The sequence below is a fragment of the Sphingomonas sp. M1A8_2b genome (assembly GCF_053345535.1).
Genome location: NZ_JBKFAH010000001.1, coordinates 117,197 through 139,149, shown reverse-complemented (window position 1 = coordinate 139,149; position 21,953 = coordinate 117,197). Strand labels below are relative to the sequence as shown.

Here is a 21,953-nt window from a genome sequence, read left to right as displayed (position 1 = left end):
CGGAGGACTGTAACGGGTCCCAAATCCCGCATCGCTCGTTTAGGCTCCGCACATCGGCCCGCGCCAGACGGGCCACGCAGGAGCCAATGATGTCCGATACCCCGAATAACGCCGGCGCCATCCCCGCCGAAACCGAAGCAGACCTGACCGGCGTCGCCGCGCGCGTCGCGCCCAAGCCCGAGGTCGAGAAGATCGGTGGCCGCAAACTGAAGCCATCGACCTTGATGATGGGCCACGGCTATGATCCGTCGCTTTCGGAGGGCTCGCTGAAGCCGCCGATCTTCCTCACCTCGACCTTCGTCTTCCCCAACGCGGCGGCGGGCAAGCGTCACTTCGAAGGCGTCACCGGCAAGCGTCCGGGCGGGGCCGAAGGCCTCGTCTATTCGCGCTTCAACGGCCCGAACCAGGAGATCCTCGAGGATCGTCTCGGCGTCTGGGAAGAGGCGGAGGATGCACTCGCCTTCTCGTCGGGCATGTCGGCGATCGCCACGCTGTTCCTCGCGATGGTCAAGCCGGGCGACACGATCGTCCATTCCGGGCCTCTATATGCTGCGACCGAGACGCTGATAGGCCGCGTGCTCGGCAAGTTCGGCGTGAAGTGGCTCGATTTCCCGGCGGGTGCGACTCGTGAAGAGATCGATAAGGTCATGACCGAAGCCGCGACCGGCAATGTCGCGCTGATATATCTCGAAAGCCCGGCGAACCCGACCAACGCGCTGGTCGACGTCGAGGCGGTCGCAGCCAGCCGTGACGCGATCTTCAAGGGCGAGAAGCCACCGATCGCGATCGACAACACGTTCCTCGGGCCACTCTGGTTCCAGCCGCTGAAGCACGGCGCGGATATCGTCGTGTATTCGCTGACGAAATATGTCGGCGGGCATTCGGATCTCGTCGCGGGCGGCGTGCTCGGTACGAAGGCGCACATCAACACGATCCGGACGATGCGCAACACGATCGGCACGATTACCGATCCGAACACGGCCTGGATGCTGTTGCGGTCGCTGGAGACGCTAGAATTGCGCATGAGCCGGGCGGGGGAGAATGCGGCGAAGGTCTGCGGCTTCCTCCGGCATCATCCGAAGGTCGAGCGGGTCGCGTATCTCGGTTTCCTCGAGGACGAGCCGGGCATGGAGCGGCAGGCGGACATCTATCGTCGTCATTGCACCGGCGGTGGGTCTACCTTCTCGTTGTACCTGAAGGGCGGCGAGCGGGAGAGCTTCGCGTTCCTCGACGCGTTGAAGATCGCCAAGCTGGCGGTGTCACTCGGCGGGACCGAGACTCTGGCGAGTCATCCGGCCGGGATGACGCATCTTTCGGTGCCCGATGCGCGGAAGCAGGCGCTGGGGATTACGGACAATCTTGTCCGCATCTCGATCGGGGTGGAAGATCCGGACGATCTGATCGCCGATTTCGAGCAGGCGCTGGAGACGATCTGAGTTGTGTTCTCATGCGAACGCGGGAGTTCAGGGTTACGATCGTTGCACCTTTAACCCTGGGCTCCTGCTTTCGCAGGAGAACGGCTAGCTCTCGCAACGGCAAGCCGGTAACGTGTGAGAATGCCGATCTTCACCCCCATCCCGCAGGACGAATTCGTTGCCGCGATCCACATCCTTGCCGCCAAGCTGGTCGAGGATACCGAGTGGAAACCCGATTACATCATCGGCATCGGCCGCGGCGGGCTCGTGCCGGCGGTTTTCCTCAGCCATGCGATCGGGCTGCCGACGCTGTCGGTCGATTATTCGAGTCAGGTGAAGGACTTCGCCGACGAGCCGCTCGTAAAACTCGCCGCGCGGACGCGGACAGGCGAGCGGTTGCTGTTTGTCGACGACATCAATGATTCGGGGCGGACGATCACGCATCTGCGTGGTGCGCTGGCCAAGGCGGGTGCCGTCGAGGGTGCCGTGCGGTTTGCGATGCTGATCGACAACGTCAGTTCGGCGGAGCGAATCGACTATAGCGCGCGTGTTATCGATCGGACGGCTACCAAGGACTGGTTCGTGTTCCCCTGGGAGGCGGTGGCGCCTGATGCGGCGATTGCCGAGGATGCGGCGGAAGTGCCTGAGCGGATCGCTTGATCCATTGACCACCGTCATCCTGACGAAAGTCAGGACCCAGAGCCACGATCGACGGTGTTGATTACCCCGGATCCTGACTTTCGTCAGGATGACGGGGTGGGGGGCTCCGCTATCGGCGCCGGTATTGCCGAACTGCAGACGAACAAAGGGCCGGCTCCCGTACGGGAAGCCGGCCCTCGCCCTCGATACGCTACGCGAGGGAACTGGGAAACTGGTTGGTCTTAGCCGGACGTGGCGACGACACTGCCGTCGCCGGTCGGCTCAGTCGGGCTTATCGACGGCAGTAGCCGGGGTTGTCCGACTTATCGATCGCGTTGCCGGCGAGGCCACCACCCGCTGCGCCGAGCAGGGTGCCGAGCGTCCGATCACCACGACCTGCGACGGTGTGACCGAGCAGGCCGCCGGCGAGCGCGCCGATGATCGTGCCGCCGGTGTTGTCGCACCCGCGACGGCTGCGGGCGTTGTAGTAGCGGCGATCGTTTCCGCGATATTCGCGATAGCCCCGATCGTAGCCGCCATTGCGATATCCGTCCTGATAACCATCGTAGCCACGCTCGTAGCGCGGGCCCCAGCGCTGCGCATCGGCGGCGGCGGGAACGAGGGCGGTCGCACCCAATGCGAGGGCACTGGCGGCGAGGGTAAAAGTCTTGAACATCGTGCGTCTCCCGTTGGGGATTTCGGCGGCGGCGGTGGCCGTGCTTCCATCCTCGATGAGACGCTTATGGCTGATTCGCTTTGAGCCGAGCCTGAATGCGCCCGTTATCCGCGGTTCATGCTTTCGCGACGCGCTCGACTCCCTATTAGGACAGGATGCGGCGCCTGCTCACCATCCTGTTCGTCGGTGTCAGCGTCTATACGATCGTCCCGACCTGGTCGGGCGAAGCGCGGCTCGATCTGCTTGGCGATCGCCCGCAGCTCACGGCGACGCGCGTCATGCTCGATCGCAGCAATCCGCGGCATGTTCGGATTGGTGACCTGACGTATTTGGGCGGCGTCGCGCTCGACAGCCGTGACCCGGCATTCGGTGGATTCTCGTCGCTCGATGTGACCGCTGCTGCAAAGGGCGATCGTTTCACGTTGCTCAGCGACGGCGGCAATATCGTCCAGTTCGACATGGGCGCAGACTGGCAACCGCACCGCATCGCCTTTACCAACCTGCCCGCCGGGCCCGGTATCGGCTGGGAAAAAGGCGACCGTGACAGCGAATCGATGGCGATCGATCCGCAGACCGGGCAGATCTGGGTCGGGTTCGAATATCGCAATGCGATCTGGCGCTACGCATCCGGCTTCGCGGGCTACGAGGCCCGCGTAAATCCCGAGGCGATGCGAAAATGGCCGGCCAATGGTGGGGCTGAGTCGATGGCGCGAATGCCGGATGGACGGTTCGTGGTCATCAGCGAGGAGGCGCATGTGCGTCCGCCGGACTGGAACCGTTCGGAAGACGAGCGGCTGCACACGCGGCAGGCGCTGATCTTCGCAGGCGATCCGACGCGGACCGGGGCGCCGCAACGCTTCGCCTACGAACCCTATGGTCGCTACGATCCGTCGGACGTCACCGCGCTGCCGAACGGCGACTTGCTGGTACTCGATCGGGGATTCAGCCTGCCCTTTCGCTGGTCGAACCGGATCTCGCGGGTTGTCGCTAGGGACGTGGCGGCAGGGCGAATCGCGCGCGGCCGTCTGATCGCAACGATCGACGCGCCGCTGATCCACGACAATTTCGAAGGAATCGACACGACGATCGAGGACGGCAAGACGATTGTGTGGATCGTGTCAGATGATAACCAGATGTTTCTTCAGCGGACGTTGCTGCTGAAGTTCCGGTTGGAACGGTAAGCCGACGGACCTGACCTCCAGCATTAGCGGAAGCCGGGATCTCACCGTGGGAAAAGCGTCACGACACTCCAGCTTTCCTTCGGGTGACGGGTGGTGGGGAACAGATCCGAAACCCGATAATCCCGCACATCTTGCATCCCGAAACGCCGACGGCCCGCCCTGCGAAGTGCAGGGCGGGCCGCGGTGATCGTACTGGACGTCGCTGTTAGGCGGCGACGGCCGAGGCTGCGATCTTCTTGACGACTTCGCGCTTCAGGCGACGAACGCGGAGCGACAGCTTGTCGTCCGAGACCTTCACCAGCCAGTTGTCGAGGCCGCCATTGTGCTCGACAGTGCGCAGGCCATGCGTCGAGACGCGCAGCTTCACGCCCTTCTCGAGCGAATCGGAGATCAGCGTGACGTTCTGCAGGTTCGGCAGAAACGTGCGCTTGGTCTTGTTGTTGGCGTGGGAGACGTTGTTCCCGACCATCCGGCCCTTGCCGGTCAGTTCGCAAATGCGCGACATGTGATTACCTATTCAAGTGTCGGGAGGAACCCCGGAAAGGCGCGCGGATAGCTGGCACGCCGGCTTTCGTCAACCGATTCACGTCAAGGCGGTTGTGCAACCTGCCGTGATCGACGACGTTGTTACGTTATCGAACTGTTCAATAAAAGGGGATGTCCCATGCGTACGCTCTTGTCACTCGTCGCGATCGCGGTGCTGGTCGTGGTCGGCCTGATGTATTTCGGGATCATCAACATCGATCAGACCCGCCAGGGCGTCGTCCAGGCGCCAAAGTTCCAGGCGGACGTCGCCAAGGTCACGCTCGGCACCGAGAACAAGACGGTCGCCGTCCCGACGATCAACGTGGAGAAGCCGGGTAACAGCCAGGCACCGAACTGATCTTTACGCGGGGCGGGCGCCGGGGCAGGGCCTGAGGCATGTTCCCTGTACCCGAACCCATGCGTCGCGCGCTTGACGCGGCTCGCGATGCGGCGCTGGCTGGGGAGGTCCCGGTCGGCGCCGTTGTCGTTAAGGACGGCGTTATCATCGCTGTCGGCGCGAATGCACCGCGCGCGCTGAACGACCCGACTGCGCATGCCGAGATCCAGGCGATTCGCGCGGCGGCTCTGGTTCTGGGGAGTGACCGGCTCGAGGGATGCGACCTTTGGGTGACGCTGGAGCCGTGCGCGATGTGCGCCGGGGCGATCGCGCATGCCCGGATCGCACGGCTCTATTATGGGGCGGCGGATGCAAAGGGCGGGGCGGTCGAGCATGGACCGCGGTTTTTCGGGCAACTGACCTGTCATCACCGGCCTGAGATTTACGCGGGAATTGCCGAGACCGAGGCGGCGGGGATCTTGCGGCAGTTCTTCGCGAAACGTCGGTAGGAGGTGTAGCTTTTGATCCTCCCCCGCCAGGGGGAGGTGGCACCGAAGGTGACGGAGGGGGAGGACGTCGCAACAGCGGTGATCGCTTGCCTCCCCCTCCGTCTGGCAAGTGCCAGCCACCTCCCCCTTGCGGGGGAGGATCAGATCCGTTTCAGCCCTCCAGACTTTTCGAGGCCTGTTCGAACAGGTCCTTCGACAGCCCCGGCGTCCGTACGATTCGCTCTAGTTCCGCGCGCATGAGCCCCGCCCGACCCGCATCGAACCGGCGCCAGCGGCCCAGCGGCGGCAGCAGTTTCGCCGCGGTTTGTGGGTTCAACCGGTCGAGCGCGATCAATTGGTCGGCCAGAAACCGATAGCCGCTCCCATCGGCGTTGTTGAACGCGCGCTGGTTCGCCCCGAACGCACCGATCAGTGAGCGCGCGCGGTTGGGGTTGGTCAGGGTGAAGTCGGCATGCTCCGCCAGTGCGGCAACGACCGCGCCGGTATCGTCGCGCGACGACTGCGCTTGCGCCTGGAACCACTTGTCGAGCACCAGCGGATTATCGCAATATTGGCTGTAGAAGATATCGAGCGCAGTGGTCCGGATGTCGGATGTGCTGCTGACCAGCGTTGTGAGCGCACCCATCCGGTCGGTCATGTTGTCGGCCGAATCGAACTGGGCAAAAGCAAGGTCGGCTGCATCCGCCGCGCCGCTCGCTGCTATATAGCCGAGTGCAACCGTCCGCAGGCGACGGATGCCCTTGCCCTCGGGCGTGTAGGCATAAGGCTGACCCTCGCCACGTGCGTACGCCTGCCGCCATTGCGCTTCGAGCCGCGTGCCGAGATCGCGACGCAGCGCCTCGCGAGCGCGGAAGATTGCTTCGGGATCGACGACAGCCATCTGATCGCCGATGAAACTCTCCGATGGCAGCAACACCGCCTCCGCGACGAACGCCAGATCGAGATCGGCGTTGTCGAGCGTGTTCGCGACCGCTGCAATCACCGCCTCATGGTCCGTGCGCCCCTCGACCGATGCGACGAGCGTATCGAGCATCAATTGTTGCATCGCCTCGTAGCGCGCGAACGGATCGTCGTCGTGCGCGCTGAGGAAGGCGAGATCGGCGGGGGTGCGGTCGCTCTCGACCACCACGGGGGCCGAGAACCCGCGGTTGATCGACAACACCGGACGCTCGGCGAGGCCCTCGAACATGACCGTATCGAGCGTGTCGTCGAACAGGACGAGGCGCTCGTCGGTCAGCGGCGTGCCCGACTCCGCGCCGAACAGCTTTATCCGCAACGGCAGGACCATCGGCGACTTCACCGGCTGGCCGGGCGTCGCGGGCACCTGCTGAGCGAGCCGCAACGTCGCGCGGTCGCCGTCCTGCGACAGGCTGGCCGACACGCGCGGGGTGCCGGCCTGCGAATACCAGAGGCGGAACTGGGTGAGATCGATGTTCCCGCCTTCCTCCATCGACGTGACGAAATCCTCGCAGGTTGCCGCCGTGCCGTCGTAGCGGTCGAAATACAGGTCGGTGCCCGCCCGGAAACCCTCGGGTCCGAGGATCGCGGCCATCATCCGGATCAGCTCGGCGCCCTTGTTGTAGATCGTGGCGGTGTAGAAGTTGGAGATCTCCTGGTATGATTCAGGCCGTACCGGGTGCGCGAGGGGACCTGCATCCTCGGGGAACTGGGAGGCGCGCAGGCCACGGACGTCCTCGATCCGCTTGACCGCGCGCGAACCCTGGTCGGCGGAGAAGCCCTGGTCGCGGTAGACGGTGAAGCCTTCCTTCAACGACAGCTGGAACCAGTCGCGGCAGGTGATCCGGTTGCCCGACCAGTTGTGGAAATATTCGTGCGCGACGACCGCGGCGATCGCGTCGTAGTCGTAGTCGGTCGCGGTATCCGGGTCGGCCAGGATGTAGCGCGAATTGAAGATGTTGAGGCCCTTGTTCTCCATCGCGCCGAAGTTGAAATCGTCGACCGCGACGATGTTGAACACGTCAAGGTCGTATTCGCGGCCATAGGTGGTCTCGTCCCACGCCATCGCGAGTTCGAGCGCCTTCAACGCGTGGTCGGTCTTGGGCAGGTCGGCCTCGCGTACCCAGATGCCGAGCGACACCTCGCGGCCCGACATCGTCGTGAAGCTGCTGCGGTTCACCGCGAGATCGCCGGCGACCAGTGCGAACAGATAGGAGGGTTTGGGGAAGGGGTCGTGCCAGGTCGCCCAGTGGCGGCCGTCGTCGAGATCGCCCTGTGCGATCGGGTCGCCGTTCGCGAGCAGCACGGGGAAGTGCTTCCTGTCGGCGGTCATCTTGACCGAATAGACACTGAGCACGTCGGGGCGGTCGGGGAAATAGGTGATCCGGCGAAAGCCTTCCGCCTCGCATTGGGTGCAGAGGTTACCGCCCGAGGCGTAGAGTCCCATCAGCTGGGTATTGCGATCAGGTGCGATCTCGACCTGCGTCTCGACGATATGCGCGGCGCCGGTGAGTGGGATGACGAGCTGTTCGCCGTCTATGCGCCAGTCGTTGATCGCGACGCCGTCGACCGTGACCGACAGCGGCTTTTGCCCGGCGCCGTCGAGCCGGAGCGGTGCGGCGTGATCGCCGTTGCGCGTCACCGACAGCGTTGCCGTTACACGCGTGGTTGACGGATCGAGGTCGAAATCCAGTTTCGTCTCTGGGACCAGCCACTCGGGCGGGGTATAGTCCTCGCGGCGAATGACGAGCGGGTGGGCGAGACTGTTCTGGATGTCGAGCATATGTCTGCGAATATAGGGCCGTGCCCGCCCACCGCTAGCCAAAGCTTGGGCCGTGCGGTTCGATCACTTGCACCTCCCCGGCGGAGGCCGGGGTCCAGTTGGTGAGGTTGCAGTAATGGAACGCATCCTGCGTCAGCACCGTTTCCCAACTGGACCCCGGCCTACGCCGGGGTGGTACTTCTCTGCAGAGAAGGTCTTTGCTCCATGCCCCAAAGCTTGCGCGGGTGACGGTGGATGCTACGCCGCTGCAACACGTTCCCTTTGCAAGGATTTCCGGATGTATCGTCCTATCGGCGCGCTCGCGGTGCTCGCGCTTTCTACCTCTGCCCTTGCACAGACTGCGCCCCAGGCTGCCCCCGCGCCGGTTCCGGTGACCGCGCCGAATACGGCCGAGTTGAACGCCAAGCTCGCCGCGCCGCTGCCGGCGGATCAGGCATCGATGAAGGCGCATGTGATGTTTCTCGCGTCGGATGCGATGAAGGGGCGCGAGGCTGGCAGCCCCGAGTTCGACATCGCTGCGCAGTATGTCGCCGCGCAATTCTATGCGGCGGGGCTTCGTCCCGGTGGCGATCTGGGCGGGTATCTCCAGACCGTGCCGCTCGTGTCGTACAAGGCGGCGAGCAAGGGCGATTTCGTCTGGACCGGTCGCGGGCCTGCGCAGCCGCTCGTGTTCGGTGAGGATTACGTGCCCGCCGCGAACGGCGCGAAGGCGGAGACCAGCGTGTCGGCGCCCGTCGTGTTCGTCGGCTACGGCATCGACGCGCCGCAATATGGTCAGGACGACTACAAGGGCGTCGACGTGCGCGGCAAGATCGTGGCGTATTTTGGCGGATCGCCCGCGCGGTTCGGCGGCGAGGAACGCGCGTTCTTCGGCTCGGGCGGCACCAAGGCGGCGATCGCGCAGGCAAAGGGCGCGGTCGGTGTGATCACGCTGGAGAGCCCGCGCTCGGCCAAGGTGCGGACCTTCGCCAAGCTGGCCGACTCCTATGCGACGCCGCGGATGACGTGGGCGAACCCCGACGGCACCGGCAGGGTCGAAGCGCCCGGCGCGCCGTCGCTCGGGACGGTCAGCATGGCCGGCGCGGCCAAGCTGTTCGCGGGTGCGAAGACGCCGTGGAGCCGGATCGTGAAGCAGGCGGACCGCGACAACGCGAAGTTCAAGGCGGTGCCGCTGGTCGGTACGCTGACCGTCGCGACCAAGACGAGCTTCGTGCCTGCCGCGAGCAGCAACGTCGTCGGCGTGATCCCGGGCAGCGATCCGGTGGTCGGCAAGGAGGTCGTCGTGCTCTCCGCGCATCTCGATCACATCGGCATCACGAAGCCCGTGAAGGGCGACGCGCTCAACAACGGCGCGCTCGACAACGCGATCGGCATCGCCAGCCTGATCGAGGAGGCCAAGCGCTTCACGGCCAGCGGGCAGGCGCCCAAGCGCACCATCATGTTCCTGGCGGTCACCGGCGAGGAGAAGGGACTGGTCGGCAGCGATTACTTCACCAATCACCCGACCGTGCCGCTGACCTCGATCGTCGCGGACGTGAACCTCGATATGCCGATCCTGACGTACAAGTTCGAGGACATGGTGGTGTTCGGTGCCGAGCGCTCGACGATCGGTCCGATCGTGCAGAAGGCGGTGGCGGCGATCGGCGTCGGCCTGTCGCCCGATCCGATGCCGGAGGAGGGCATCTTCGTCCGCTCGGATCACTTCCGCTTCGTCCAGAAGGGGATCCCGTCGGTCTTCCTGTGGCCGGGTCAGAAGGGGCCGGGCAAGGCCGCGGTCGCGTATTTCATGGCGAACAATTACCACAAGCCGTCGGACGATTTGACGCAGCCGATCCTGTGGGATCAGGGCGTGCGGTTCGTCGACGCGAACTACCGCATCGCGCGCGAGATCGCCGATGGGGCGCAGCGGCCGGTATGGAATGCCGGCGATTATTTCGGGACGTTGTATAAGGGGCCGATGGCTGGCGCGGCGGTGGCGCGATGAGCCGGTTGCTGGTCTTTGGTCTCGGCTACACCGCGTCGCGGATCGCGGAGCGGTTGTCCGCTGACGGCTGGCATGTCGTCGGCACCACGCGCGACGGTCGCGGCGGTACGCTTCGGTTCGACGATACGGATGCGGTGACGGCGGAGATCGCGGCGGCGACGCATATCCTGTCTTCGGTGCCGCCGGTGGACGAGGTCGATCCGGTGCTCGTCGGCTACGGCTCACTGTTGCTGCGGACGCGGGCGTGGCTCGGATACCTGTCGTCGACCGGAGTGTACGGCGATGCTCAAGGTGCCTGGGTCGACGAGACCGCGCCGACCGGTGGTGGCCGGCGGAGCGCCCGCGCGGCAGCGGATGCGGACTGGCTGGCGATCGGCGCGCGGGTGTTTCGGCTGCCGGGGATCTACGGTCCGGGTCGCTCGCCGCTCGACCGGGTGCGAGACGGTAAGGCACACCGGATCGAGCAGCCGGGGCAGGTGTTCAGCCGCGCGCATGTCGACGATATCGGCGCGGGCGTGATTGCCGGGTTCGATGCGCCGGAGGGGGCGTATAACTTGGCGGACGATGTGCCCGCCTCGCAGAACGACGTGGTGACGTATGCCGCGATGCTGCTCGGCATGCCCGCGCCGGCGTTCGTCACGCTCGAGCAATTGTCGGCGATGGGGCGCGGTTTCTACAAGGAGAACCGGCGGGTGGCGAACGGCAAGGCGAAGCGCGTGCTCGGCTGGACGCCTGCCTGGCCCGACTACCGTGCCGGTCTGCGCGCGCTGAGGGCTATGACGAGGCCGATGCCGGACAATATTGCGCCGGCGACCGCCAGCGTCGACCAGTGATAGCGCTCGAAGATCGTCGATAGCAGCATCGCGATCACCGGTACGATGACGCCCGAATAGGCCGCCTTGGCCGGGCCGATCGCGCGGATGACGTTGAAATAGAGCGGGAAGGCGAGCGCGGAGGCGAACACGCCGAGATAGAGGATGCCCGCGACATAGCCGAAGCGCGGCTCGAATACCGGCGGCCCGGTGGTGATCCAGGCGAACGCCGCGTCGAGGCTCGCGCCGATCAGCATCGCCATCGCGAGCGTCGGGGCCATCGGATAGCGTTTGGCGAACGCGCTGCCCTGGATGACGTTGGCGACCGACGCGGCCATCACGCCGCACAGCGTCAGGACGATGCCGATCGTCGCCGAGCGCGGCCCGTGCGGATCGACCCGCGCCTCGTTGACGAACAGCAACGCGACGCCCGCCATCGCCACCGCGCACCCGACCATCAACTGTCGCCCGAGGCGCTGCTTGAGGAAGATGCGGCCGAAGATCGCGTTGGGGACGAGCAGGAGCGCGAACACCACCGCGACTAGGCCGGAGGTCACGTAATGCTCGGCGCGGTAGACGAAGTTGAAGTTGAACGTGAACAGCGCGATGCCGATCACCGCCGCGAACGCGTAGCCGCGCGCGTCGAATCGGAAGCTCTCGCGCTTTACGCCCGCGTAGATCGCCATCGCGATGCTGGCGACGAGGAATCGGTAGCTGATCGACCAGCTCGGAGGCACCACCGCGATCTGGTCGCGGATGACGAGCCAGGTCGAACCCCAGATCAGCGTAACGATGCCGAACGGGATCAGCACCGCCGCACGAGTCGACTGGGGAGGATCGGTTGGGCCGGGGGTCATAATTCCCGGATCGCGTCGGCGAGCAGGCCGACTGCGTCCGCCGGGCTGTCCCACGCGGTAACGAGCCGGATTTCGCCGGCTGCCCAGTCGTAGAAGTCGAAGCCCTTCGCGCGGAGGGCTGCAGCTTCTTCCGGCGTCGCGCGGAGGAAGACTTCGTTCGCCTCGACCGGGTGGACGAGGCGGTTGCCTGCGGCGGTGGCGAGCTTGGCGGCGGCGTCGTTGGCGACCTTGGCGTTGGCGAGCCAGAGATCGTCGTCGAGCATGGCCAGGATCTGTGCGGCGAGGTAGCGGCCCTTCGACAACAATAGCCCTGCGCGCTTGCGGCGGTATTGCGTGACGGCGGCGAGGTCGGGCTTGAAGAAGACCAGCGCCTCCGCGCTCATCGCGCCGTTCTTGACGAAGCCGAAGCTCAGCGCGTCGACGCCGGCGCGCCACGTCATGTCGGCGGGCGAGCAGCCGACGCGCGCCATCGCATTGGCGAACCGCGCGCCGTCCATGTGGAAGCCGAGCCCGCGCTCCTTGGCCAGCGCGCCGATCTCCGCGACTTCGTGCGGCTGGTAGACCCGGCCATATTCGGTGGCGTTGGTGATCGAGATCGCGTGCGGCTGGACGCGGTGGACGTCGTCGGCGATCGCGTCGATGACGGTGCGGATGGTGTCCGGCGTCATCTTCGCGCCGTCGCCGTCGGCGAGGAACAGCTTGGCGCCATGCGTGTAGAATTCGGGGGCGCCGCCCTCATCGTTCTGGATGTGCGCGTCGCGGTGGCAGACGATGCCGCCGTGCGGGGGGCAGAGCGCGGCGAGCGCGAGGCAGTTGGCGGCGGTGCCGGTGGGGACCCAGAGGACGGCGACTCGGGTCTCGAACAGTTCCGACAGGCGGCCGTCGAGCTGCTGGCTCCACGCGTCGCCGGCATAGGCGGTGTCGAGCGTGTCGGCGGCAGCGATCGCGGCCATGACGTGCGGGTGGATCGTGGCGGCGTTGTCGGAGAAGAAGCGCATGGGGAGGACATGCTGCGCTGCGGTGGTGGCGTCAACGGGGGGCTGGGCTGAGGCTACGACTCCACTCTTCCGCCCCGGCGAAGGCCGGGGCCCAATTGGGGGCCTTAGATGGCGAAGGACTGCGCCTCGTTACCGCAACCTCTCCAATTGGGCCCCGGCCTTCGCCGGGGTGGTGGTGAGCACACGATCGCCGGACTACTGCCCCTCGTAAGCTCCAGGCTCTTGTTCCGGCGGCCTGCGATCATCGCGTGGCGGCGGGCCTTCTTCGCGGTCGCGGCGGGAAGGGCCGACCGAGATCGTGCCGTCCTCGCCCATCTTCAGGTTGAAGCCGAGGCCCTCGATCTCGCCCCCCAACGGCAGAATGGAATTCTCCTGCTCGTCCGCCGGCAGCGCATCCGGATCGACTTCCTCGACCGCCGGAGCAGGCGCCGCGATCGGTGCGATGCCCAGCGCGGACTGCATGAAGTCGCGCCAGATCCGTGCGGGGATACCGCCGCCCGATAGCCCCGGGTTGGACGAATTGTCGTCGTTGCCGACCCACACCCCGACCACCAGGTCGCGTGCGAAGCCGACGAACAGCGCGTCCTTGTTGTCCGACGTCGTGCCGGTCTTGCCGAACGCGTCGACCGTCAGATTTGCTTGCCGTCCGGTGCCGGTGCGGATCGAGGCCGCCAGCAGGTCGAGCATCTCGTCGTGGATCTTCGAGGGCATCTCGGTCGCGCCGCCGGTCAGCGACTGGTACCAGCCCTTCTCGCGCACGTCGGCGAGCCCGCGCGGCTGGACCGGATATTGCTCGCGCGCGATCGCGGCATAGGCGGCGGTCAGTTCGAGCAGCGATACGGTCGAGGTGCCGAGGCCGATCGTCGCCTCGCTCGGGATCGGCGTCGAGATGCCGAGATCGCGCGCCGCCTTGATCACTGCCTTGACGCCGACCTGTTGCGTCAGCCGTGCGGCGGCGACGTTGGACGAGCGCGCGAACGCCTGGCGCAGCGTGATCGTGCCCTGATAGCGGCCGTCGCTGTTCTTCGGGGTCCAGTCGCCGATCGTCACCGGGCGGTCCTCGATCGTCGAATCGGGCGTCATCCCCTGGCGCATCGCGGCGAGGTAGACGAACAGCTTGAAGGTCGAGCCGGGCTGGCGGCGGGCCTGCGTGGCGCGGTTGAACGGGCTTTTCGCGTAGTTCTTGCCGCCGATCATCGCGACCACGCGGCCATCGGGACGCATCGCTACGAGCGCGACCTGTGCCTGACGCAGACCCGCGCGCGCTACGGTGCGTTCTGCTGCGCGCTGTAACCGCGGGTCGAGCGTGGTCTGGACGGTCGCCTCGGTCTTGACCTCGCCGGCCTGGTCGCGCGCTTCGGGCAGGATCCAGTCGGCGAAGTACGTGCCATTGGGGAGCTGCGACGGGCGGCTGCCGAGCACGCGCTGCGGCTGGACCGCGTCGCCCTCCGCCTTGGTGAGGAAGCCCGCGTCGACCATCGCGCCGACGACGACCGCCTCGCGCTTGCGTGCGCCTTCAAGATTGGAGGTCGGCGCTAGGCGTGAGGGTGCCTTGACCAGGCCGGCGAGCATCGCCGCTTGCCCCACGTTCAGCTTGTCGGGGGTGCGGCCGAAATAATGCTTGGCCGCCGCGGTGATTCCGTAGGTGTTGTCGCCGAAATAGACGTTCGAGAGATAGCGCGACAGGATCTCGTCCTTCGACAGCCATGCCTCGAGCCAGAAGGCGATCATCGCCTCGCGGATCTTCCGCGTCGCGGTACGATCCGAATCGAGGAACGCGTTCTTCGCGAGCTGTTGCGTGATCGTCGAGCCGCCCTGGCGGACGCCGCCCGAGCCCATGTTCGCCCAAGCCGCACGCGCAATGCCGCGGGGGTCGATGCCCCAGTGCGAATAGAAACGCCGGTCCTCGATGGCGAGGAACGCCTGCGTGACGTGCGGCGGGAGCTTGGCCGCATCGACCGGCTTGCCGATGATCGCGCCGCGCCGCGCGATCGGCGTGCCGTCATCCGCGGTCAGCGTGATCGAGGGCGGGGTCGGCGGCTGCAGCGACTTCGACAGCGGTGCGGTGATCGCCAGCCAGATGATCGCGATCACCAGCAGGACGATGCCGATGCCCAGGCCGCGCAGGATCCAGCGACCGATCGGGCGGCGGCGGCGCGGTATGCGCGGCGCGACGTAACCGGCGGCAGGATCGCGATCATAAGGCTCGGGATCGTCGTCGAGTCGATCGCGCTCGTATTTCTGGCGCAGGCGTTCGCGCTCGGTGATCAGCCGTTCGCGCTCATAGGCATAGGGCTCGCGGTCGCTGCCCGAGTTTTGGCTGGAACGGTTGGGGTCGAAGGGGTCGGGGCGCATCGGGACGTTCCAGCGGGTCGGCCAAGCGGGCGGACATCAAGTGTATTATAATCATACGACAGTTCGGGCAAGTCTCTGTACAAGCTTAACCTGTCTGCGCGCTGACCGACAGCAGCGCGTGGCGAACACGCGTAGACTCGCCAAGCCCGGTTGTCATCGCGCGGCGAAACGGGGAAGAGCGTGTCGATGACGTTCGAACAGGATGAAACCGTGGCCGCTCCCGAAACTCTTCCGCCCGTCCTGCCGCTGGTCGTCGGCATCGGCGGCACGATCGGCGGCGTCTCGTCGACCGAGCGTGCGTTGCGGATCGCACTCGATGCGGTCGAGAAGCAGGGGTATCGGACGCGGATGTTTGGCGGCGCCGACATGGCGCGCCTGCCACTCTACGATCCGAAGGCGGCGACGCGCACCCCCGACGAGCAGGCGTTCGTCGCGGCGATCCGCGAGGCGTCGGCGGTGATCATCGCGAGCCCAGGCTATCACGGCAGCATTTCCGGCGTGGTGAAGAACGCGCTCGACCTGCTCGAGGAAACCGCGCGCGATCCCGAGCGATCGTATCTGGCGGACATGCCGGTCGGGCTGATCGCGACGGCGTATGGCTGGCAGGCGACCGGGAGCACGATCGCCGCGCTGCGCTCGATCGTCCACGCGCTGCGGGGCTGGCCGACGCCGTTCGCCGCCGCGATCAACACGCAGATCACCAAGTTCGACGACGAAGGCGGCGCGAACGATCCCGCGGTGATCGAGCAGCTGCGTCTGGTCGGCCATCAGGTGGCACGATTCGCTCCGCTGTCGGAGCCCGCGAACTAAGCGCCGCAGCGAACCGGCGTTAGTTGACGGCCGCGCGGAGGGTGGCGCGGACTCCGATGTGGGCCGGGTCGTACTCGACGATGGACTGGAGGCTCTGCGCCATCGCCCGGATGAGCTTCGTGCCGAGGCCGGTGCCGCGCGGCGTCGCGTCTTCGGGCAGGCCGCAGCCATCGTCCTCGACCGCCAGCAGGAACGCGTCGTCGTCGACCCGGCGCAGCGCCACGCGGACTTCGCCGCCGCCGGTCGGGTAGGCGTATTTGCACGCGTTGGTGACGAGCTCGGTGACGATCACGCCCAGCGAGACGGCACGGTCGGTGGGCAAGCGGATCGGCTCGGCGGCAAGGCTGAGCGCGCGCGGCAAGGCTTCGGTCGACCAGGTCTCGGCAAGCTCGTCGACCAGCGCGCCCAGATATTCCTGCATGTCGACACTCTCGACATCGTTGCTGGTGTAGAGTCGGCGGTGGACCTGCGCGATCGCCTGGATGCGGCGCTGCGTATCCTCTAGTGCCTCGCGTGCGGACGGGTCGGTGAGCGCGGTCGCCTGGAGCCGCACCATCGCCGAGACGAGTTGCAGCGAGTTGGCGACGCGGTGGTTCACCTCGCCGAGTAACGCCTCGAGCCGCGCGTTGCTGGCGCGTAAATCGGCTTCGGCGGAGGCCTTTGCCTGTTCGAGCAGCGACCGGGCGCGGACCTGTTCGAACGATGCGGCGAGCAGGTCGAAGAAGTCCTCGCCCACGGTCTTCACGACATAATCGGCGGCACCGGCCTTCAGCGCGGCGACCGCGATGCGGCCTTCCTCCGAGCCGGTGACGTAGACGACGGGGGGCGGATCCGGCAGCCGACGCAGCGCGTCGAGCGTTTCGAGGCCGTCCATGCCGGGCATGTAGTGATCGACCGCGATCAGGTCGAAGCGCTCGGCGGCGGCCTTGACCACGCCCTCTGCGCCGGTCTCGGCGACCGTCATCCGGTAGCCGCGACGTTCGAGCGCGCGCGCCGCCAGCCGCCGGATACCGGCGTCATCGTCGATGTAGAGAACACTCGTGGGCAAGGCGGCGGACGTCGGCATCAGCTCTCGACGTCGGGAACCTGGATCACCGACAGGAACAGGCCGAGCTGTCGGATCGCCTGCGCGAAGCTCTCATAGTTCACCGGCTTGGTGATGTAGACGTTGCAGCCGAGGTCGTAGCACCGCTCGATCTCGATCTTGTCGTCGGTCGTGGTGAGCACCACGACGGGCGTACGCCGCAACGGGCTGCCCTCCGCCTTGATCCGCGCGAGAATGTCGGTGCCGCTCATGTCGGGCAGGTTGAGATCGAGCAGGATCATCGCCGGGCCGCTCTTCGCGGGACCATCGGCGGCGTTGAACAGGAAGTCGAGCGCGCTGGTGCCGTCGGTGAAGTGCTTGATGTCGTTGAGGATACCGGCACGCCGGATATTCTTTTCGATCAGGCGGGCATGGCCCTCGTCGTCCTCGATCATGACGATGCCGACGGTCTGATGCTGGTTCATGCCTTGATATCCTGCGTCGTCAATTCGGTGGGAAGGTTCAGTCGGAAGGTGGCACCGTCGCCCAGGGTCGACTGCACGTCGATAGTGCCGCCGATACGATAGGCCAGCGCGCGGACATGCGCGAGGCCGATGCCTTCACCGGGCTGATCCTGCGCGCCCGACCGGCGGAACAGGTCGAAGATGCGCTGATGATCGCGGGGATCGATGCCGCGGCCATTGTCGACCACCGACAGGATGACGCGGCCGCGTTGGGTGATACCGCTGACGACGATCTCGCCGGGACGACCGGGTTTCAGATACTTGGTCGCGTTCTCGATCAGGTTCGACAGGATCTGTTCGAGCGCCAGTCGGTCGGAGACTAGCGACGGGAATGGCCGTTCGACGCGCACCACCGCGCCGCGATCGTCGATGACGTGCTGGATCGAGCCGATGATCGAGTCGACCAGTTGCGCCGGATCGATCAATTCGGGGGTGATCGTGCGACGACCTTCGCGCGACAGCTTCAGGATGGCGTTGATCAGCCGGTCCATCTTCTGCGTCGAGGTGCGGATGAAGCCGATCGCCTCGGGCAGGTCCTCGCGCGCTGCCAGCTTCGCGTCCTCGGTCAGCAAATGCGGTGCGTCGGCCTCGACCCGGTCGATCAGTTCGGCGAGCGGTGTCGCGGCGGTCGCGAGTTCGGCGGTGAAGCCCATCACATTGACCAGCGGGCTGCGCAGATCGTGGCTGACGATATAGGCGAAGCGCTGGATTTCCTCGTTCGCGAGGCTGAGATCGGCGGTGCGCGTCGCGACCTGTTCCTCGAGCGTCTCGTTGAGATCGCGCAGTTTGTCGCGCGAGGTGCCGAGATCCGAGGTGTAGCGGCGGATCACGAGGATCGCGAGGATCGCGACGATCAGCAGCAGGACTGCGGCGGCCCCGGCGACGGACAGGAACAGCGCGCTGGTGCGTTGCTGGCGTTCGCTGCGGATCGCGAGCAGGCGCACTTCGTCCGCCGCCATCGCCTGCAATCGATAGCGGATGCCACGCATCAGCGGCACGCTGGCGTCGACCGCGAACCGGCGCTGCGCTTCCGCAATCCGTCCGGCGGCGACGAGCGCGATGGATTCGGCGCGCAACGCGCGCAATCGATCGAGCCGACGCCGAATCAGGTCGATCCGCTGCGTCTGGCGTGGGTTGTCGCGGGTCTGATAGCGCAGGCCGTCGATCGACGGACCGAGCAGCCCCGAGGTTCGCGCATAGGATGCCGCGAACAGTGGCATGCCGGTCAGGACATAACCGCGGCGGGCAGTTTCGGACTGCTCCATCTGGACCTGAAGCGTGGCGATCGCCTGACGGACATCCTGCGTGTGCAGGATCTGCGCGGTGAAGGTGCGATTGCGGACCGTGATCCAGCCGATCGCGATCGCCGCGGCGGCGAGCGCGATGAAGCCGAGCGTCATAAACGCGACCAGCCAGCGCGCGACGCGCCCCTCCGAGGGCAGTTTCAGGCGAACGGCGACCATGAATTTTCGTGTAGGTGAGGCCGGATCGTTACGCCAGTGACACTGCCCGACAAAGCCAGCAGAATAATATTAATCTACAGCAGCAGATCCTGCGCGCTGGCCTTGCCGACGCGACCCCCGCCGCTGCGCCGGTCCGCCTCGTGGTTGGCGGTGAAGCGGATGTCAGGATCGCGATCGGTCAGGAACGCCATCAGCGTCTCGTGGTCGAGCTCGGACCATTCCTTGCCGCGATCGGGACCGTAGCGGACGCGCGGGATAAGACCCGGATCGCGCGACCATTCGACCAGTTGCGCGAAACTCGCCTCGTTGAGCATGTCGCGCAGATGGAATGCGGTGACGTACGCGTCGGGAAACGCGCGGTGCGCGGGCAGGCCGCGTTCATGCTCCATGCCGTGCGGCTTGCGCCAATAGCGCAGGACCTGGTTCGAGAAGCTCGGGCTGTCGGGCCAGAGCCGGAGCGCGCATTTCCAGGTGCAGATCCACTCGGCATCGCGGGTGAGCGCGGGGGTGCAGAACTTCTGTTCGAAATCCGCGCGGTGTGCGGCGAGTGCCAAACGACGCGGCCACGGGTCGAGCACCTGACGTGCGCAGTCGTGCCACCAGGGAGCGTCGGCGACGTGCTCGTCGAGAATGTGGTGGATCGCCTGCGTGACGGGCGGGATCGGCCGGCCGGGATTGACGAGCAGGCTGCCGCCCTCGCCGTGGATCTCCCAGCGGCCGTCCTCGCCGAGCGCGACGTCCTGCCAGCCGATCTCGCAGACGCCATGCGCGGGCGGGGCCGAACCGGTGGTCTCCAGGTCGACGACCCGGATCATCTGCGGTTGCGGTTTGGGCTTGGGGTAGGGGGGCGCCATGACCGCCATGTGGGGACAAAAGCGCGCTTAATCCAGCGCGTATGCGTCCTCGTGGTCGATATCGAGTTCGCGGACGCCGCGGCGCTGGCGGGCGCGGTCGACGAGCTTGCGCAGGCCTTCGCGGCGATCGCGCGCCATCGGGATATCGCGCAACGTGAACTCGCCGGCCGCCGTCGTGCGGTCGGTCGAGGTGAGGATGATCGTGCCGATGTCGGTCATCTGGTTGAGCAGCGAATAGCCGAGCCGGACGTCCTTGATCCGGTAGAGTTCGATCTCGTCGATCGTCTTGAACAGGATGCCGCGCTTGATGATCAGGCGCTGGTCGGTGATCTCGTAGGAGGCGCTTCGGTTCTTGAGCCAGCGGACGCCGATCAGGACGAAGCCGACGCCGATCAGACACGCGAGCAGCGTTCCCCAGCCGGCAAAGCTGCCGAGCAGCCAGCGCCGCGTGCTGGAGCGGAATTCGTCGACTGGGCGCTCCACGTGGGGACTCCTTGGGATGGTGGCGCGACGGTAGGCGAGAGGGGTGGTGAGTCAATCGCCCTCCCGTTCTCCCGCAAAGGCGGGAGTCCAGGGTTCCAGGCGACGGCGTTTGGGATTCCTGGACCCCCGCCGTCGCGGGGGAACGGTTAGTTTGCGTTACGCGGCTTGTCGCGAGTTTCGCGTCATGCATCTGTTTTGCGTGTAGCCTGGTCACGCACACCACCCCGGCGGAGGCCGAGGCCCAGTTGGGAAACGTAACTAACTGAGCGAAGCGCTTCGTTATGTCCACCTTTCCAACTGGGCCCCGGCCTTCGCCGGGGTGGCGGCCTTGTTACGGTACCGATCTCACAACGCCGCTGGCCGCGAGTTGCGCGTCGACCTCTGCCAGAAGCGTATCGAGCGCCGCGTGATCCTTCGCCTCAGCCCGCACCGTCAGCATCGCCTGCGTGTTCGAGGCGCGGAGGAGCCACCACCCGTCGGCGGTCGTCACCCTCGCCCCATCGGTGAGGTCCAGGTCCACACCTTCGGCTTCCAGCCGCGCGATCACCGCGTCCACCACCGCGAACTTCCGTGCGTCGTCGACTGCGAACCGCAGGTCCGGCGTGGCTACCAGCATCGGCATCGCATCGCGCAGCTCGGTCAGCGAACGGCCCGACAGATGCACCGCGCGAATCAACCGTACCGCAGCGTACTGCGCATCATCGAAGCCGTAATAGTCGCCCGCGAAGAACAGATGCCCGCTGAGTTCTCCCCCCAAGGGCGCGCCGGTGCGGGTCATCGCCTGTTTCATCAGGCTGTGGCCGGTCGCGGCCATCACCGGCTCGCCGCCGAGCTCGGCGATTCGGTCGAACAAGGCCTGCGAGGACTTCACGTCGGCGACGATCGGCGCGCCGGGGTGCTCGCGCAGCGCAGGTTCGACCAGAATGGAGAGAATCTGATCGCCCCAGATCACGCGTCCCGAGCCGTCGACCGCGCCGATCCGGTCACCATCGCCGTCGAAGGCCAGTCCGAAATCGAGCTGCTTCTCCGCGACCAGTCGCTTGAGATCGGCGAGGTTCGCTTCTTCGGTAGGATCGGGATGATGATTGGGAAAATTGCCGTCGACTTCGGCGAAGATCACATGATGCTCACCCGGCAGGCGCTGCACGAGCTTCTCCACGACCGGGCCGGCGGCGCCGTTTCCCGTGTCCCAGCCGACCCGGTACGCGCCGCCCTCGTATCCCGCCATCAGCCGGTCGACATACGCGTCGAGCACGTCTGCGGTCGTGACGTCGCCGGCCCCTTCGCTCCAGGCGCCCGACGCCGCGAGCGCCGCCAGGCCCTGGATATCGTCGCCGAAAAATGGCGCGTGCGCGTGCACCATCTTGAAGCCGTTATACTCGGGGGGATTGTGGCTGCCGGTTACCTGAATGCCGCCATCCACCTCTAGCGTCGCTTCGGCGAAATACAGCATCGGCGAGGTGCTGAGGCCGATCCGGACGACGTCGACCCCGCCTGCGACGAGGCCGGACACGAGCGCGGCTTCGAGGTCTGGCGAGGAGTTGCGGCCGTCATAACCTACCGCGACGCGGTGGCCGCCAGCGGCGCGGATGCGGGTGGCGAAGCCTCGGCCGATTGCGACGGCATCGGCGGGGCCGAGCGCTGTGCCGACGATCCCGCGGATGTCGTATTCGCGGAGCGAGGTCGGATCGAACTGGTGGGTCATGGGCCTCTCGACGATTATGTCTCACTGCGGTTCCCGCGCGAAAGCGGGGGCCCAAGAGCCAA

At 66.2% G+C, this 21,953-nt stretch carries 20 protein-coding genes; 8 read left to right on the top strand and 12 right to left on the bottom strand.

The window, feature by feature from the left end; translation table 11 throughout:
• Positions 1 to 89: 89 nt before the first annotated feature.
• A complete protein-coding gene (locus tag ACLBWL_RS00740) occupies positions 90 to 1,436 on the top strand; it encodes a cystathionine gamma-synthase family protein (RefSeq protein ID WP_447791923.1) in 1,347 nt (448 codons plus the stop codon).
• 120 nt (positions 1,437 to 1,556) lie between these two features.
• Positions 1,557 to 2,075, top strand: a complete 519-nt coding sequence (locus ACLBWL_RS00735) for a phosphoribosyltransferase (RefSeq protein WP_447789338.1) — start codon at positions 1,557 to 1,559, stop codon at positions 2,073 to 2,075.
• 271 nt (positions 2,076 to 2,346) lie between these two features.
• On the opposite strand, the gene ACLBWL_RS00730 is transcribed toward ACLBWL_RS00735, so the two are convergent.
• On the bottom strand, positions 2,347 to 2,730 hold the full coding sequence (locus ACLBWL_RS00730) for a glycine zipper 2TM domain-containing protein (RefSeq protein WP_447789336.1): 384 nt from the start codon (positions 2,728 to 2,730) through the stop codon (positions 2,347 to 2,349).
• A gap of 155 nt (positions 2,731 to 2,885) precedes the next feature.
• Here ACLBWL_RS00730 and ACLBWL_RS00725 point away from each other — a divergent pair, with 155 nt between their 5' ends.
• Positions 2,886 to 3,911 carry an esterase-like activity of phytase family protein gene (locus ACLBWL_RS00725; RefSeq protein WP_447789334.1) on the top strand — a complete coding sequence of 342 codons (1,026 nt, stop codon included), beginning with the start codon at positions 2,886 to 2,888 and terminating at the stop codon, positions 3,909 to 3,911.
• Positions 3,912 to 4,116: 205 nt separating this feature from the next.
• Here the strand turns inward: ACLBWL_RS00725 and rpmB are convergent, their stop codons facing one another.
• Positions 4,117 to 4,416 carry a 50S ribosomal protein L28 gene (gene rpmB, locus ACLBWL_RS00720; protein WP_447789332.1) on the bottom strand — a complete coding sequence of 100 codons (300 nt, stop codon included), beginning with the start codon at positions 4,414 to 4,416 and terminating at the stop codon, positions 4,117 to 4,119.
• 159 nt (positions 4,417 to 4,575) lie between these two features.
• On the opposite strand from rpmB, the gene ACLBWL_RS00715 reads away from it, so the two are divergent.
• A complete protein-coding gene (locus ACLBWL_RS00715; RefSeq protein WP_056066373.1) occupies positions 4,576 to 4,794 on the top strand; it encodes a hypothetical protein in 219 nt (72 codons plus the stop codon).
• A 59-nt stretch (positions 4,795 to 4,853) separates the two neighbouring features.
• Positions 4,854 to 5,282 (top strand): nucleoside deaminase, encoded by a 429-nt coding sequence (locus ACLBWL_RS00710; RefSeq protein WP_447789329.1) that lies wholly within the window; start codon positions 4,854 to 4,856, stop codon positions 5,280 to 5,282.
• A gap of 151 nt (positions 5,283 to 5,433) precedes the next feature.
• Here ACLBWL_RS00710 and pepN read toward each other — a convergent pair whose 3' ends face one another.
• Positions 5,434 to 8,022, bottom strand: a complete 2,589-nt coding sequence (gene pepN, locus ACLBWL_RS00705; RefSeq protein ID WP_447789328.1) for an aminopeptidase N — start codon at positions 8,020 to 8,022, stop codon at positions 5,434 to 5,436.
• A 277-nt stretch (positions 8,023 to 8,299) separates the two neighbouring features.
• On the opposite strand from pepN, the gene ACLBWL_RS00700 reads away from it, so the two are divergent.
• Together ACLBWL_RS00700 and ACLBWL_RS00695 are read left to right on the top strand one after the other, a co-directional pair.
• On the top strand, positions 8,300 to 10,006 hold the full coding sequence (locus ACLBWL_RS00700; RefSeq protein WP_447789327.1) for a M28 family metallopeptidase: 1,707 nt from the start codon (positions 8,300 to 8,302) through the stop codon (positions 10,004 to 10,006).
• Positions 10,003 to 10,839: an NAD(P)-dependent oxidoreductase gene (locus ACLBWL_RS00695; protein ID WP_447789325.1), complete on the top strand. Its 837-nt coding sequence runs from the start codon at positions 10,003 to 10,005 to the stop codon at positions 10,837 to 10,839. The genes ACLBWL_RS00700 and ACLBWL_RS00695 overlap by 4 nt, the downstream gene beginning before the upstream one ends.
• Here the strand turns inward: ACLBWL_RS00695 and ACLBWL_RS00690 are convergent.
• The 3 genes from ACLBWL_RS00690 to ACLBWL_RS00680 all read right to left on the bottom strand — a co-directional run bounded on the left by ACLBWL_RS00690 (position 10,752) and on the right by ACLBWL_RS00680 (position 15,028).
• Positions 10,752 to 11,675 (bottom strand): DMT family transporter, encoded by a 924-nt coding sequence (locus tag ACLBWL_RS00690; RefSeq protein WP_447789323.1) that lies wholly within the window; start codon positions 11,673 to 11,675, stop codon positions 10,752 to 10,754. The two genes, ACLBWL_RS00695 and ACLBWL_RS00690, sit on opposite strands and share 88 nt — an antisense overlap.
• Positions 11,672 to 12,673 (bottom strand): threonine aldolase family protein, encoded by a 1,002-nt coding sequence (locus ACLBWL_RS00685; protein WP_447789322.1) that lies wholly within the window; start codon positions 12,671 to 12,673, stop codon positions 11,672 to 11,674. The genes ACLBWL_RS00690 and ACLBWL_RS00685 overlap by 4 nt, the downstream gene beginning before the upstream one ends.
• Positions 12,674 to 12,868: 195 nt before the next feature.
• Positions 12,869 to 15,028 carry a transglycosylase domain-containing protein gene (locus tag ACLBWL_RS00680; protein WP_447789320.1) on the bottom strand — a complete coding sequence of 720 codons (2,160 nt, stop codon included), beginning with the start codon at positions 15,026 to 15,028 and terminating at the stop codon, positions 12,869 to 12,871.
• A gap of 186 nt (positions 15,029 to 15,214) precedes the next feature.
• Here ACLBWL_RS00680 and ACLBWL_RS00675 point away from each other — a divergent pair, with 186 nt between their 5' ends.
• On the top strand, positions 15,215 to 15,838 hold the full coding sequence (locus ACLBWL_RS00675) for an NADPH-dependent FMN reductase (RefSeq protein ID WP_447789318.1): 624 nt from the start codon (positions 15,215 to 15,217) through the stop codon (positions 15,836 to 15,838).
• A 19-nt stretch (positions 15,839 to 15,857) separates the two neighbouring features.
• Here the strand turns inward: ACLBWL_RS00675 and ACLBWL_RS00670 are convergent, their stop codons facing one another.
• From ACLBWL_RS00670 to pgmG, 6 genes are all read right to left on the bottom strand, one after another.
• The gene (locus tag ACLBWL_RS00670) at positions 15,858 to 16,904 is read right to left on the bottom strand and encodes a sensor histidine kinase (protein ID WP_447789316.1); all 1,047 of its coding nucleotides are present in this window, start codon (positions 16,902 to 16,904) and stop codon (positions 15,858 to 15,860) included.
• Positions 16,904 to 17,347 carry a response regulator gene (locus ACLBWL_RS00665; RefSeq protein WP_447789314.1) on the bottom strand — a complete coding sequence of 148 codons (444 nt, stop codon included), beginning with the start codon at positions 17,345 to 17,347 and terminating at the stop codon, positions 16,904 to 16,906. The genes ACLBWL_RS00670 and ACLBWL_RS00665 overlap by 1 nt, the downstream gene beginning before the upstream one ends.
• The gene (locus tag ACLBWL_RS00660; protein WP_447789312.1) at positions 17,344 to 18,849 is read right to left on the bottom strand and encodes a sensor histidine kinase; all 1,506 of its coding nucleotides are present in this window, start codon (positions 18,847 to 18,849) and stop codon (positions 17,344 to 17,346) included. Before ACLBWL_RS00660 ends, ACLBWL_RS00665 begins: the two co-directional genes overlap by 4 nt.
• A gap of 74 nt (positions 18,850 to 18,923) precedes the next feature.
• A complete protein-coding gene (locus tag ACLBWL_RS00655; protein WP_447789310.1) occupies positions 18,924 to 19,703 on the bottom strand; it encodes an exonuclease domain-containing protein in 780 nt (259 codons plus the stop codon).
• 27 nt (positions 19,704 to 19,730) lie between these two features.
• Entirely contained in the window at positions 19,731 to 20,186 is a 456-nt protein-coding gene (locus tag ACLBWL_RS00650; RefSeq protein WP_447789309.1) for a PH domain-containing protein, read from the bottom strand.
• Positions 20,187 to 20,517: 331 nt separating this feature from the next.
• Positions 20,518 to 21,891, bottom strand: a complete 1,374-nt coding sequence (gene pgmG, locus ACLBWL_RS00645) for a phosphoglucomutase/phosphomannomutase PgmG (RefSeq protein ID WP_447789307.1) — start codon at positions 21,889 to 21,891, stop codon at positions 20,518 to 20,520.
• Between the last annotated feature and the right edge of the window lie 62 nt (positions 21,892 to 21,953).

Excerpts from the sequence above, each read along its gene's own strand:
- ACLBWL_RS00660 (WP_447789312.1), bottom strand. The coding sequence starts at position 18,849 with ATGGTCGCCGTTCGCCTGAAACTGCCCTCGGAGGGGCGCGTCGCGCGC.
- ACLBWL_RS00675 (WP_447789318.1), top strand. The coding sequence starts at position 15,215 with ATGACGTTCGAACAGGATGAAACCGTGGCCGCTCCCGAAACTCTTCCG.
- ACLBWL_RS00670 (WP_447789316.1), bottom strand. The coding sequence starts at position 16,904 with ATGCCGACGTCCGCCGCCTTGCCCACGAGTGTTCTCTACATCGACGAT.
- rpmB (WP_447789332.1), bottom strand. The coding sequence starts at position 4,416 with ATGTCGCGCATTTGCGAACTGACCGGCAAGGGCCGGATGGTCGGGAAC.
- ACLBWL_RS00685 (WP_447789322.1), bottom strand. The coding sequence starts at position 12,673 with ATGCGCTTCTTCTCCGACAACGCCGCCACGATCCACCCGCACGTCATG.
- ACLBWL_RS00715 (WP_056066373.1), top strand. The coding sequence starts at position 4,576 with ATGCGTACGCTCTTGTCACTCGTCGCGATCGCGGTGCTGGTCGTGGTC.
- ACLBWL_RS00690 (WP_447789323.1), bottom strand. The coding sequence starts at position 11,675 with ATGACCCCCGGCCCAACCGATCCTCCCCAGTCGACTCGTGCGGCGGTG.
- ACLBWL_RS00735 (WP_447789338.1), top strand. The coding sequence starts at position 1,557 with ATGCCGATCTTCACCCCCATCCCGCAGGACGAATTCGTTGCCGCGATC.
- ACLBWL_RS00730 (WP_447789336.1), bottom strand. The coding sequence starts at position 2,730 with ATGTTCAAGACTTTTACCCTCGCCGCCAGTGCCCTCGCATTGGGTGCG.
- ACLBWL_RS00655 (WP_447789310.1), bottom strand. The coding sequence starts at position 19,703 with ATGGCGCCCCCCTACCCCAAGCCCAAACCGCAACCGCAGATGATCCGG.
- ACLBWL_RS00725 (WP_447789334.1), top strand. The coding sequence starts at position 2,886 with ATGCGGCGCCTGCTCACCATCCTGTTCGTCGGTGTCAGCGTCTATACG.
- ACLBWL_RS00740 (WP_447791923.1), top strand. The coding sequence starts at position 90 with ATGTCCGATACCCCGAATAACGCCGGCGCCATCCCCGCCGAAACCGAA.
- ACLBWL_RS00700 (WP_447789327.1), top strand. The coding sequence starts at position 8,300 with ATGTATCGTCCTATCGGCGCGCTCGCGGTGCTCGCGCTTTCTACCTCT.
- pepN (WP_447789328.1), bottom strand. The coding sequence starts at position 8,022 with ATGCTCGACATCCAGAACAGTCTCGCCCACCCGCTCGTCATTCGCCGC.
- ACLBWL_RS00680 (WP_447789320.1), bottom strand. The coding sequence starts at position 15,028 with ATGCGCCCCGACCCCTTCGACCCCAACCGTTCCAGCCAAAACTCGGGC.
- ACLBWL_RS00695 (WP_447789325.1), top strand. The coding sequence starts at position 10,003 with ATGAGCCGGTTGCTGGTCTTTGGTCTCGGCTACACCGCGTCGCGGATC.
- pgmG (WP_447789307.1), bottom strand. The coding sequence starts at position 21,891 with ATGACCCACCAGTTCGATCCGACCTCGCTCCGCGAATACGACATCCGC.
- ACLBWL_RS00665 (WP_447789314.1), bottom strand. The coding sequence starts at position 17,347 with ATGAACCAGCATCAGACCGTCGGCATCGTCATGATCGAGGACGACGAG.
- ACLBWL_RS00710 (WP_447789329.1), top strand. The coding sequence starts at position 4,854 with ATGCGTCGCGCGCTTGACGCGGCTCGCGATGCGGCGCTGGCTGGGGAG.